Annotated in this window: 12 protein-coding genes; 7 read left to right on the top strand and 5 right to left on the bottom strand. The window is 40.0% G+C overall.

Going from position 1 to position 13,010, the window contains the following annotated elements; genetic code table 11:
* Positions 1-47: 47 nt before the first annotated feature.
* The gene (gene asnC / locus PTE_RS08870; protein WP_036845262.1) at positions 48-509 is read right to left on the bottom strand and encodes a transcriptional regulator AsnC; all 462 of its coding nucleotides are present in this window, start codon (positions 507-509) and stop codon (positions 48-50) included.
* A gap of 165 nt (positions 510-674) precedes the next feature.
* Between asnC and asnA the strand changes: the two genes are divergently transcribed.
* Complete coding sequence (gene asnA / locus PTE_RS08865; RefSeq protein WP_036845260.1) at positions 675-1,667, top strand: aspartate--ammonia ligase; 993 nt, start codon at positions 675-677, stop codon at positions 1,665-1,667.
* A 6-nt stretch (positions 1,668-1,673) separates the two neighbouring features.
* Here asnA and viaA read toward each other — a convergent pair whose 3' ends face one another.
* Positions 1,674-3,131, bottom strand: coding sequence for an ATPase RavA stimulator ViaA (viaA, locus tag PTE_RS08860; RefSeq protein WP_036845258.1), 1,458 nt, complete (start codon positions 3,129-3,131; stop codon positions 1,674-1,676).
* Between the two features lie 3 nt (positions 3,132-3,134).
* Positions 3,135-4,634, bottom strand: a complete 1,500-nt coding sequence (ravA, locus tag PTE_RS08855) for an ATPase RavA (RefSeq protein WP_036845256.1) — start codon at positions 4,632-4,634, stop codon at positions 3,135-3,137.
* Positions 4,635-4,900: 266 nt separating this feature from the next.
* On the opposite strand from ravA, the gene rbsD reads away from it, so the two are divergent.
* From rbsD to rbsR, 6 genes are all read left to right on the top strand, one after another.
* Positions 4,901-5,320, top strand: coding sequence for a D-ribose pyranase (rbsD, locus tag PTE_RS08850; protein WP_036845253.1), 420 nt, complete (start codon positions 4,901-4,903; stop codon positions 5,318-5,320).
* 7 nt (positions 5,321-5,327) lie between these two features.
* Positions 5,328-6,833 (top strand): ribose ABC transporter ATP-binding protein RbsA, encoded by a 1,506-nt coding sequence (rbsA, locus tag PTE_RS08845; protein ID WP_036845251.1) that lies wholly within the window; start codon positions 5,328-5,330, stop codon positions 6,831-6,833.
* A gap of 6 nt (positions 6,834-6,839) precedes the next feature.
* On the top strand, positions 6,840-7,811 hold the full coding sequence (gene rbsC, locus PTE_RS08840; RefSeq protein ID WP_036845249.1) for a ribose ABC transporter permease: 972 nt from the start codon (positions 6,840-6,842) through the stop codon (positions 7,809-7,811).
* 24 nt (positions 7,812-7,835) lie between these two features.
* Positions 7,836-8,726, top strand: coding sequence for a ribose ABC transporter substrate-binding protein RbsB (gene rbsB / locus PTE_RS08835; protein ID WP_036845247.1), 891 nt, complete (start codon positions 7,836-7,838; stop codon positions 8,724-8,726).
* 62 nt (positions 8,727-8,788) lie between these two features.
* Positions 8,789-9,718, top strand: coding sequence for a ribokinase (rbsK, locus tag PTE_RS08830; RefSeq protein ID WP_036845244.1), 930 nt, complete (start codon positions 8,789-8,791; stop codon positions 9,716-9,718).
* A 2-nt stretch (positions 9,719-9,720) separates the two neighbouring features.
* Positions 9,721-10,722, top strand: a complete 1,002-nt coding sequence (gene rbsR / locus PTE_RS08825; protein ID WP_036845241.1) for a ribose operon transcriptional repressor RbsR — start codon at positions 9,721-9,723, stop codon at positions 10,720-10,722.
* On the opposite strand, the gene mdtD is transcribed toward rbsR, so the two are convergent.
* Together mdtD and PTE_RS08815 are read right to left on the bottom strand one after the other, a co-directional pair.
* The gene (gene mdtD, locus PTE_RS08820; protein ID WP_036845238.1) at positions 10,719-12,116 is read right to left on the bottom strand and encodes a multidrug transporter subunit MdtD; all 1,398 of its coding nucleotides are present in this window, start codon (positions 12,114-12,116) and stop codon (positions 10,719-10,721) included. The genes rbsR and mdtD overlap by 4 nt on opposite strands.
* Before the next feature lie 68 nt (positions 12,117-12,184).
* The gene (locus PTE_RS08815; protein WP_036845236.1) at positions 12,185-12,874 is read right to left on the bottom strand and encodes a FadR/GntR family transcriptional regulator; all 690 of its coding nucleotides are present in this window, start codon (positions 12,872-12,874) and stop codon (positions 12,185-12,187) included.
* Positions 12,875-13,010 lie beyond the last annotated feature (136 nt).

Genomic DNA, 13,010 nt, shown 5'->3' with positions numbered 1-13,010 from the left:
TCTGTTGGGATCTACCTGTGGATAATATGGTTATAACAAATTTTATCTTATGGCTTGATTGTTCGCATAATCGGGTTTTGCAAGGAGATCAGGGTTTCTGTTGATTGGATCTCATCGATAGTCTGGATTTTGTTGATAAGTACATCTTGAAGAGATTCAATTGAGCGGCACATAACTTTAGTAAAGATGCTGTAGTGACCTGTTGTGTAGTAGACCTCAACGACTTCATTCAGGTTACTTAATTTTTTTAGGGCTGATGGGTAATCTTTAGCGCTTTTAAGAATAATGCCAATAAAGCAACAAACATCATAACCCAGTTGTTTAGTACTAATATCTACTCTGGTACCGGTGATGATCCCTGCTTGCTTCATTTTTTCTACACGAACATGAATGGTTCCTGGGCTGACAGTAAATTTCTTTGCCAGTTCAGCATAAGGTATGCGTGCGTTGTCCATTAAAGCGTGAAGTATGCCGCGGTCCAGATTATCGATCTGATAAATATCTGCCATTTCTAGCTCCATTTTTTATCGAATTTTCATTTTTACTCTATTGAAAATGAATTTTATAAAGCATAAAGACTATTTTTATTAAAGTATATTGAATTTATACCTCATTCTATTGCTTAATGTTTTCAACAGGACATCAGGGCTACCTAAGAATTTGAGAATAATATTATGAAAAAGTCATTTATTGAGAAGCAGCAACAAATCAGTTTCGTGAAATCTTTTTTTTCCCGTTTGCTGGAAAGCAAACTGGGTCTGATTGAAGTACAAGGGCCAATCCTAAGCTGCTTGGGTGATGGCATTCAGGATAACTTGTCCGGCCATGAAAAGGCTGTTCAGGTAAAAGTGAAAACGTTACCGGATTCAACTTTCGAAGTAGTGCATTCACTGGCTAAATGGAAACGTAAGACATTGGGTCGTTTTGATTTTCAGCCGGAGCAAGGGCTTTACACTCACATGAAAGCATTGCGTCCGGACGAGGATCGCTTAACACCAATCCACTCTGTTTATGTTGATCAATGGGATTGGGAAAAAGTGATGGGAGATGGGCAACGCTCACTTGCTTATCTAAAACAGACAGTAGGCAAAATTTACGAAGCAATAAAAGAAACAGAAAAAGCTGTCAGCAAAGAGTTTGGTCTGGCGCCGTTCCTGCCAGATCAAATTCACTTTGTTCACAGTGAAACGCTTCTGAGCCGCTATCCGGATCTGGATGCAAAAGGTCGTGAACGTGCTATTGCTAAAGAATTGGGCGCTGTTTTCCTCATTGGTATTGGTGCTAAATTATCTGATGGTCAAGCACATGATGTTCGTGCTCCGGATTATGACGACTGGACGACGCCAAACAGTGATGGTTTTGCTGGTCTGAACGGCGACATTATTGTCTGGAACCCTGTATTAGAGGACGCTTTTGAGATCTCTTCCATGGGTATCCGTGTTGATGCAGAAGCGCTGGAGCGCCAATTAGGGCTGACCGGTGATGAAGGGCGCTTGCAATATGATTGGCATCAGGCGTTACTCAAAGGCGATATGCCACAGTCGATTGGCGGAGGTATTGGTCAATCCCGTTTGGTGATGTTACTGCTGCAAATGAAACACATCGGTCAGGTTCAATGTAGCATATGGTCACCTGAAGTACGCGAAACTGTAGAAGGCATGCTCTGATTCAATTCAGTGACGCCATTTTCGCAGTAAACGGCTTTTGAGTCCGGTATCAAAACGCCAGATATGATCGAATATCCGCATAATACCGGGCTTACCATATTGGGACATGGAGACCGCATGGAAGCGGTGTTGCTGATGCTGTTGCAGATTTTTTATCTGATGGATTAGTGGGTCCGGTAAACGCTGGACAATGAAATCTGAAATAACAACAGCATCAGCATCTTTCCAACATTGCTCTTTCATTTTTTCTATTGTACTTGCCAGACAAAAAGCTAAATCTGTTCCTCCTCTAAAAGTCTGGCTGAGAAAACGAATAGCTTGCTCCAGACCATCTGGTGAAGATAGTTCATAGTGTACAATTTCTGTAGCAAATAACATGATGTGACAGTTACGATCATCTGCTAGTGCGATGCGCAACAGTGCCAGACAAAAAGCTTTGGCACATTTTTCATTGAATCCTCCCATAGAGCCGGAAGTATCCACACAGACAATAAATGGCCCTCTTGGCTTTTCCTCCTTATTATAATGAGTGACTGGTTGTAATGTTGTTTTCTGTTGCCAGCTATCGCCTTGTAAGCGATAGGTCAATAAGCGCTTTTCCACCAATCTGCGATAAAATTCATATTCCAGATCTTCAATTCCTAATATTGCCAGTTCTGTTGGTAACAGGTGTAAAATATCATCACTTTGCCCTATGCCATTTACCTGCTCAGGAACGGTATCAGGTGTCTGTTCAATGGTAGTAAAGGGTTCGAGAAGATGGCTTTCCTGTGGTTTTGATTTTGCAGATTGGCTACGACCAAGTAATTGAGCCAGTTTTTCCAGTTCGGGTTGTTGGTGAAGAAATTCACTGTAGCGAATCAATAACTGTTCATCATTTCGGGAATGGTTTAACTGACTTTTACTCATATCCCATAACCGTCCCGCCGCCCTGTCATTTTCACTGAAAACAGGATCAAGATTACCGCTTAGTGTTAGCCGTTGTTGCAATTCTGCCAGTAATTGCTCTTTTTCTTGTTCCAGTAATTTCTTGTGGAAAGTTGTAGTTTGCAGGATCAGGCTGAGCCGCCATCGTTGGATAAACAGGATTTGTAATGCATTTGAATGATCAGTGGTGCCGATTACCAATTTCTGTGCTTCTTCAATAAAAGGGGATTTAATTTGGTTCAGTATTTCCAGAATATCGGGAAGTTTAAGATAAAAATTATTGGTGTTGGCAGACAGTACTTGTTGATATAACTGAAATTCTTCTGCCAGGGGGGCAGGAATTAGCGCTTCTTTAATTCTTTGTTGTAAATCTTGTTTCCAACCGGGAATGTCTTTCAGTAGCGCACGTTTTAAACGAGGATATTTTTCAAAAAAGATAGCTAACTGAGGTGAGGCCAGAAGAGTTAATATGATCTCTTCTATCAGTTCTCCTTCGTTTACTGACAATAAAAGATCAAGAGTGGTTAGGCTAATCATTTGTTAACTGCCCATTTTTATTTTCAACTGGTTGATTTTATCTGTCAGTTGGATAAAACTTTGTTCTATTGCAGCAACCCAATGGTTTTCAATGAATATACATGGTTGATGCTGACTAAATAATTGGCGTTGATGGTGAATCTCTTGGTTAATTTTTTCCAGTTTTTCCAACCACTCGCTGTTTTTTTCGTTTTGTTGATATTGACTATCCGGTAAATATAAAGTAGAGGAACGACGGCTAATATCAAAAATCTCTGGTTGATGTGCTGAATTAATTTCGGCTGCTATATCTTGTGGAAAACCGATACCGTTCAAGCGGGCTGGTAAACTTCCACCTTTATTTATCCAGGTATTTAGCATCTTTTTTTCCGCTTCAATAAAATTAACTTGAATATCATGGATATGAAGAGGTGTATGCAGGAACAAAGTCAATTTTTCTTCATTGATGTGATCGGGTAGCGAATATTGTATTTTGCGTCCAAACAAGCCTGTTTGTTTTTCCAGGTACAACGCCTGCTGATTATTTTTATCCTGACGGGCTTGAATCCATTGGTGATAAAGTGAATCAATTTGCTGAGATGATACTCTTTGCTGATAGGCTTGTTCGATCATGAGAGTATTCAGATATTGAGGTAATAATTTGAAAGAGTGAAGATCATACCACAGACAATCTTTCAACAATATTAAATCAAGTGGCGATATTTCTCTTCTGCCATTGAAGAAAGCACTAGCTTGTAATAAATGAATTGCTTTCTTCCAGCGCCGATCTGAAACGTAAGGTGAATGTTCTGTTGCATCAAGTTGCTGGCGTAGATGATAGATAATATCAAAACAATTCTCTGGTAGGACTATTTTATTAATCTCTTGTTGCCATTGATGAAATTCTTCACTTGTTATCTGAATATTTTCTGGGACAGGGTTATCATTTTCATCTTTTTGGTTAGTAAGTAGTGCCCGGAAGTTCTGTTTTTCTTGAATTTTATCCAACCAAATACGGATTAGCATTCGGTCATAAAGAGCCTCAAGGCTGCTATCTGTTTCAGGTAATTCATTAGATGCTGTTATCAGTAATCGCATCGGAATTTTCTCTTCTGTATCCCCATTCCTGAATTTTCTTTCGTTAATTGCAGTCAGCAAGGTATTGAGAATTGCCGGGCCTGCTTTCCATATTTCATCGAGAAAGACAATTTCAGTTTCAGGTAAATAGCCAGTGGTCAGTCGCTGATAACGTCCTTCTTCTTTCAATGCCTGAATAGAAAGAGGACCAAAAATTTCTTCGGGAGTGGAGAAACGGGTCATCAAATACTCAAATGCTCTGGCATCACGAAACGCAAATTTTAATCGGCGGGCTATCAGACTTTTCGCGATCCCTGGGGGACCAAGCAGGAAAACGCTTTCCCCGCACAGTGCAGCTAGCAGGCATAAACGAATCGTCAGTTGTCTTTCATACAGACCACTCTCCAGATAGTTACTTAAACAAGCTATTTTTTCCACTGTTCGCATAATTCATACCAATGTTATCTGTTGGGATAAATAAAATCTAATCATTCTTCTTCATAGATTTTAATCATCATTTATTGATGAAGACTATATTTACCTTAAAAATCGATTCAGCGTCAAATATTCAATCAGTTAACGTTTATTTTTGGTTTTTTTATTGTCGAAACGTTATCGATAACGATCACACTTTTGTATTATTAATGTTGCATTTTAAATGTTACTTTCTATATTACTTTAATAGCGAAACGTTTCGCTAATGGAATAAAAAAATGAAAAAAGGTGTATTACTTAATTCTGAAATTTCAGCCGTAATTTCTCGGCTGGGGCATACTGACCAGATTACAATTGGTGACATTGGGTTACCAATTCCTTCTTCAGCCCAGCGGATTGATTTAGCGCTAACCCAGGGGATCCCTAGTTTTATATCCGTTCTTAATGTCGTGACTCAGGAAATGCAGGTTGAAGCTGCATTTTTGGCAGAGGAGATCATTATCTATAATCCTTTGATACATCAATTAATATTATCTCAGATTAAGGAACTAGAGGAACAACAAGGGAATTCAATTATTGTGGAATATATCAGTCATAATATATTGAAAGAGAAAACGGAGTATAGCCGAGCGATGATTCTCACAGGAGAGAATTCTCCTTATGCTAATATCATCCTTTGTGCTGGTGTGACATTTTGAGGTGGTTATGCGACCTGCACTGGAACTAAAAGGAATTAGTAAATCTTTTCCTGGTGTTAAAGCATTATCCGGCGCTGCACTACGTGTTTATCCGGGCAAAGTCATGGCATTGGTAGGGGAGAATGGTGCAGGTAAATCCACGATGATGAAAGTGTTGACCGGAATATATACCAAAGATACAGGCACAATTCATTATTTGGGAAAAGAAGTGACTTTTTCTGGTCCTAAATCCTCTCAGGACGCGGGTATTGGGATTATCCATCAAGAATTAAATCTTATTTCTCAACTGACTATTGCAGAAAATATTTTCCTGGGGCGTGAATTCGTTAATAAATTTGGTGCCATTGATTGGAAAAAAATGTATCAGGAAGCCGATCGCCTTTTGAAAAAGTTGAATTTAAGTTACAGCAGTCACTGGCGGGTAGCTGAACTTTCTATCGGTGATCAGCAAATGATTGAGATTGCTAAGATGCTGAGTTTTGAATCCAAAGTTATCATTATGGATGAACCAACTGATGCACTGACTGATACAGAAACTGAATCATTGTTTAACGTAATACGTGAACTGACATTGCAGGGGTGCGGTATTGTTTATATCTCTCATCGTCTGAAAGAAATTTTTGAAATTTGCGATGATGTTACAGTATTCCGTGATGGACAATTTATTGGTGAAAAGCCGGTAAAGCAGTTAAAAGAAGAGACGCTGATTGAAATGATGGTTGGGCGAAAACTGGAAGAGCAATATCCTCGCCTAAATTTGCCTCGTGGTAAGAAGCGGCTTGAAGTTAAGCAAATTTCTGGTCCCGGTGTGACAAATGTTAGCTTTTCCCTTTATAGTGGAGAAATTTTGGGTATATCGGGGTTGATGGGGGCTGGTCGCACTGAATTAGTGAAAATTATTTATGGTGCGTTGCCAAAAACTCAAGGACAAATTACTCTGGATGGGGTGCCTGTTGTAACCCGTCGTTCTCAGGATGGGTTAGCTTGTGGGATTGTTTATATTTCAGAAGATCGGAAGTGTGATGGATTAGTTTTGGATATGTCGGTTAAAGAGAATATGTCTCTTACCGCTTTACGTTATTTTAGTAATAAATCAGGTAGCCTGAACCATAAAAAAGAGCAGCAGGCAGTCAATGACTTTATCAAGTTATTTAATATCAAAACACCTTCAATGGAGCAGACGATTAACCTGCTTTCTGGGGGTAATCAGCAAAAAGTGGCAATTGCTCGTGGATTAATGACCAGACCTAAAATTCTTATCTTGGATGAGCCGACGCGGGGAGTCGATGTCGGTGCAAAAAAAGAAATTTATCAACTCATTAATCAGTTCAAAAAAGAGGGCTTGAGTATCATCCTTGTTTCTTCTGAAATGCCGGAAGTGATAGGAATGAGTGATCGTATTTTGGTCATGTATGAAGGTCATATCAGCGGAGAATTTTTTGCTGAACAGGCAACTCAAGAAATTTTGATGGCGGCGGCTGTTGGCAAACAATATGGAACGATTCGGGAGTAATTCAGTATGAATTCGAACATATCACCGACATCTAAGCGTTGGTTTACTAAAGAGTGGTTACTGAAGCAAAAGTCATTGATTGCGTTGTTAGTATTGATAGCCGTAGTTTCTTCTCTTAGCTCAAATTTTTTCACGTTAAATAACTTGTTTAATATTCTGCAACAGACATCAGTCAATGCCATTATGGCAGTTGGGATGACATTGGTTATTTTAACATCGGGTATTGATCTGTCTGTTGGTTCATTGCTTGCATTAACAGGCGCAGTAGCCGCTTCATTGGTTGGTATGGAAGTTAATGCGCTGGTGGCTGTAGTGGGGGCTTTGGCTTTAGGTACTGCGATCGGTGCTTGTACAGGAATAATCATTGCTAAAGGTAAAGTACAGGCTTTTATTGCCACTTTGGTCATGATGTTATTACTTCGTGGAATAACCCGCGTCTATACTGATGGTAGCCCAATAAATACAGGATTCAGTAATAATGCGGATCTGTTTGGCTGGTTTGGTATTGGTCGCCCATTGGGAATTCCTACTCCAATATGGCTGATGTTGATCATTTTTGTTATTGCATGGTATCTCCTGCACCACACCCGCTTAGGTCGTTATATTTATGCTCTGGGTGGTAATGAATCGGCTACCCGTTTGTCTGGTATCAGTGTCGATAAAATCAAGATTATCGTTTACGCCTTATGCGGTTTACTGACGGCATTAGCAAGTATTATTGAAGTGGCCCGTCTTTCTTCGGCTCAACCAATGGCGGGGAGTGGTTATGAATTGGATGCTATTGCTGCTGTCGTTTTGGGCGGAACCCGTCTGGCTGGTGGTAAGGGATTAATTACGGGGACTTTGATTGGTGCGCTAATCCTCGGTTTTTTAAATAATGGCTTAAATTTATTAGGTATTTCTTCTAACTACCAGATGATTGTTAAAGCAAGTGTAATATTGCTGGCAGTTCTGGTTGATAACAAAAGTGGTAAATAACCTCATCCTACAGGAAATAATATAATGAGAATGAAGAAATTAGTCACAATTTTATCTGCTGTTGTACTAGGCGCGACTATAAGTGTAAATGCGTTAGCGAAAGATACTATCGCGCTAGTCATTTCTACACTAAATAATCCATTTTTTGTCTCCATGAAAGAGAGTGCTCAAAAAGAGGCGGATAAGTTGGGCTATAACCTAATTGTATTGGATTCTCAGGATAATCCAGCGAAAGAACTAGCTAATGTTCAGGATTTGACGGTACGTGGTACTAAACTAATGCTGATTAACCCAACTGATTCTGATGCTGTAGGTAATGCCATTATCATAGCTAACAATGCGAAAATTCCAGTAATTACTCTCGATCGGATAGCGAATAAAGGTACGGTTGTCAGCCATATTGCTTCTGATAACCGCCTAGGTGGTAAAATAGCGGGTGATTTTATTGCTGAAAAATTAGGGAATGAAGCCAACATTATTCAGTTAGAAGGTATTACTGGCACTTCTGCTGTCCGTGAACGTGGTGAAGGATTTAATAAAGCAGTACAAGAACATAAGCTTAATGTGCTGGCTAGTCAGCCCGCTGATTTTGACCGTACTAAGGGTTTGAATGTTATGCAGAACTTACTGACAGCTCATCCGGCTATACAAGCTGTATTTGCTCAGAATGATGAGATGGCGTTGGGGGCTCTGCGTGCTTTACAGACAGCAGGTAAAAGAGATGTATTAGTTGTTGGTTTTGATGGCACGGCAGAGGGTATCAAAGCTGTTCAAGGTGGGAAATTAGGCGCGACAATCGCTCAGCGTCCTGATCAGATTGGTATCATTGGCATTCAGACAGCGGACAAGGTGCTGAAAGGCAAAAAAGTTGATGCTGTTATTCCTGTAGAACTGGAGCTGGTTATTAAAAAATAAATCGGTATTACTGTGCTGTTGCTAATTGATGGTAACGGCATAATGGAAAAGGAATAGATTTAATGGGTACAGCAAAACTTGCAGTGCTTGGCAGCATTAATGCTGACCATATTTTGAATCTTGAATCGTTCCCTCGTCCGGGTGAAACGGTGATCGGGAAACAATACCAGATTGCTTTTGGTGGTAAAGGTGCTAATCAGGCGGTAGCAGCAGGTCGCAGTGGTGCTGATATTGCATTTATTGCTTGTGTCGGTGAGGACGATATTGGTTCCCGTATCTGCCAGCAATTAGCAATGGATAATATTAAAACTTCTGGCATTGAAGTTATCGAAGGGGAAACAACCGGTGTAGCGTTGATTTTCGTTAATCAGCAAGGTGAAAATGTGATTGGTATCAATACGGGGGCTAATGCTGCACTGACACCGAAATATTTCTATCGCTACCAAAATATTATTGAAGAGGCGGATGCATTATTAATGCAACTTGAGTCTCCATTGGAAACTGTACAACTTGCCGCAGAGATAGCTAAAAAAAATGATACGAAAGTAATACTTAATCCGGCACCGGCACAAAAATTATCTGATCAACTGCTCTCGCTGGTGGATATTATTACTCCGAATGAAACTGAAGCTGAATACCTGACTGGAATTACAGTAAACGATGATTCAGGTGCGGAAAAAGCGGCTCAGATATTGCACGATAAAGGTATTGAAACAGTTATTATCACATTGGGTAGCCGTGGTGTATGGTTGAGTGAAAAAGGTCAGAAAGGAGAAATTGTTCCGGGATTTAAAGTTAAAGTTGTAGATACTATTGCGGCGGGAGATACTTTCAATGGCGCGTTTGTGACAGCTTTGCTGGAAGGAAAAGCAATGTTATCTGCGGTACGGTTTGCCCACTCTGCTGCTGCAATAGCGGTAACCCGTCAGGGAGCTCAACCTTCTGTCCCGTGGCGAAATGAAATTGATGCATTTTTAACTGAACAGGACTGACTGTGGCTACAATGAAAGATGTTGCTCGTTTTGCAGGCGTCTCCACATCAACAGTGTCTCATGTTATTAATAATAACCGTTATGTCAGTGATGGTGTAAAAAAGAAAGTTAATGATGCTATTGAGCAATTAAATTATGCTCCATCGGCGCTTGCACGAAGTCTTAAAATCAAGCAAACAAAAACCATTGGTATGTTGGTAACAACCAGTAATAACCCTTTTTATGCTGAAATTGTAAGAGGGGTTGAAAGAAGCTGTTATGAACGTGGTTACAGCCTTATCTTGTGTAATACAGAAGGTGATACCAAACGAATGGATTACAGCATGGAAACGTTGCTGCAAAAGCGGGTAGATGGGGTGTTGATCATGTGTACTGAGAACCAACACAATTCCTGTGATGTTTTGCGCCGTTATCCCCCTTTGCCGATGGTTATGATGGATTGGTCTCCATTTGATATTGTTAGCGATGTAATTCAGGACAACTCCTTGTTGGGAGGAGAGATGGCCACTAATTACCTTATTAGCTGTGGTTTTAAGAAAATAGCCTGTATTGCAGGTCCACAAGATAAAACGCCTGCTAGTCATCGGTTGGAAGGATATAAAAAGGCAATGGCAGATGCTGGCCTTGTTATTCCTGAAGGATATGAAATTTATAGTGATTTTGAATTTGCTGGTGGTTTTGAATCAATGCAAAAATTACTGCAAAATCCAGAACTGCCTGAAGCTGTTTTTGCTGGCAATGATGCAATGGCTGTTGGTGCTTATCAGGCTCTTTACCGAGCAGGGCTTTCCGTGCCGGATGATATCTCGATCATTGGTTATGATGATATCGACCTGGCCCCTTATATGATCCCACCGTTGACAACCATTCATCAGCCAAAAGATGAATTGGGAAAACTGGCTGTTGATACTTTGCTTTGTCGGATGGATAACCCGGAGAGTGATCCTAAGTTGTTAGTATTAACTCCAACATTGATTGAGCGTAACTCAGTTTCCCGTTCTTAAGTACTCTGTTTCTTATCCTTGATCATATTATCTCCATCTTCCTTATGTAATAACAGGAAGGTGGAAGAAGAGAGTAAAGTAATTATTCCCACTGTAATAAAAGTGTTTTGGAAATTATCGACTGTTGTTCCATAAGGTATAGACTCATAGAAACGGAGGATAGCCGCACTTGCTGCAACACCGAAACTAATAGATAACTGTTGAGTTACCGCTAATAAACTATTTCCTGAGCTGGCATTATTATCGGTCAGATCAGCCAGAGTAATGGTATTCATCGAAGTAAATTGAATGGATACTGCCATACCTAGTAAAAATAGTGGGATAACTAAAAGAGCAACGGACATTTCTGGTGATTGCAGTGAAAATTGGGAAATCATTAATCCGATGATGACTGTTATGCTAACCAGAGTTTTACGATAACCGAAACGTGTTAATACATTAGTAACAAAAGATTTAGCTATAACAGAACCGATAGCTGTTGGTGCCATCGCCATCCCGGCAAGGATTGCTGAATAACCAAAACCAACTTGTAGCATCAGAGGCATCAGAAAAGGAATACACCCAGTTCCCAGGCGCGTAGCAATATTACCGATAATACCGATAGAAAATGTGCGAGTACGGAATAACTTCAGACTGATAAGTGGTTGAGGGTGTTTTCTGGCATGCATCAGGTAGCCAAATAATATCATAAAACCGCCGACCATAACTATGAGAGGTATATAGCCTGGTAACGAACTCTCCCCCAGTAAATCTAAACTAACGGAAACCATGACTAAACTCAGTCCAAAAAGTATGAAACCGAAAAAGTCGAATGAACGCTTTGGCATTGTGAAATTAGGCATATGCTTTTTAGCATAAATAATCCCCAATAAACCAATTGGAATATTGATAATAAATATCCAATGCCAGGTAGCATAAGTGACTAGTAACCCACCAAGCATAGGACCAAGAATTGGCCCTACTAATCCTGGCATGGTGACAAAATTCATAACGGGTAAAAGTTCACTACGTGGGTATGCGCGTAATAAGGCAAGGCGGGCTACCGGCATCATCATTGCACCACCAATTCCCTGAATTACACGGGAAATAACCAGAAAAGCCAAATTACCTGACAAAGCACAGGCTAGGGAGCCGAAAGAAAATAAGGACACAGCAAAAATAAATACCCGGCGGGTACCAAAACGATCTGCTAGCCAGCCACTGACTGGAATTAGCAAAGCAACAGTCAGAGTATAGCTGACAACAGCAGATTGCATCGCCAGAGGTGAGTGTTCGAGGCTTTCAGCAATAGCGGGCAATGCTGTGTTGAGAATTGTTGCATCTAAAGCTTGCATAAAAAAAGCTATTGCAGCAATCCAGGGTAGCCCCGCCATATTACGAGCGGTTTTTACCATTAATCGTCCTGCTGTATTTATTAACCAATGTTCAATTAGATATTAATCTAACACATTACTATATAAGATCATTCATGCTCTGTTAATAACTTTTGGCAAGCGAGAAGTGCTCTGCGACTGTCACCTTTGATGATTGAATCAACAATTGTTTTATGATCTTCCAGTTGCACAACTTTGTCGGAAATAATAGCTTCGAAATAGTTCTGATAAACTGGACGAAATAAGTTGGCAAAGGAACCTAAAAATGGGTTTCCACAGGATTTATAAATGGTGTGGTGAAACTGGTAATCAATATCTATCCATTTTTCCCGGTTGAAATTTTCTTTCAACAGATACATTTCATCTATTAGTTGTAAAAGCTGCTTCTTTTGTTCTTGTGTGGCATTTTTTGCAGCAAGAAAGCAAGCTTGTGGTTCTATTGCCAATCTCACTATATGGAAGTGTTCAATCACCTGGTTAAGATTATCACGATTCATCCACCACTTTAATAAATCCTGATCAAGGAAATTCCAGTGCATAGTTGGCATGATGCGAGTACCAATACGTGGGCGAGGTAATAGCATACCTTTGGCTGCAAGTATTTTTATCGCTTCGCGAACAGAGGTCCTGCTGACGTTGAACTGTTCAGCGAGTTCTATTTCACCAGGGAGGATGGTTTCAGTTTTATATTCACCAGACAAAATCTGTTGTCCGATTTTTTCAGCTAAAAGATAAGAAAGGTTTTTCTGGGAAGCTTTTCTTTGTTCTTTAAATTGCATAGTAGATTTGAACCTTTTCCCGCATTTATTCATTTATACTACTTTAGTTTGGGAATAATTACTGTCGATGATATCCGTTTTTGTGTAAAAAAAAACCAAAAATGCACATTTTGTTGAAAAAAACCGCGAACGACAG

This window comes from Photorhabdus khanii NC19 (genome assembly GCF_000517265.1).
Taxonomy (GTDB): domain Bacteria; phylum Pseudomonadota; class Gammaproteobacteria; order Enterobacterales; family Enterobacteriaceae; genus Photorhabdus; species Photorhabdus khanii.
Note: the sequence above shows the minus strand (reverse complement) of the source record. Positions and strands in the feature narration are given on the sequence as shown.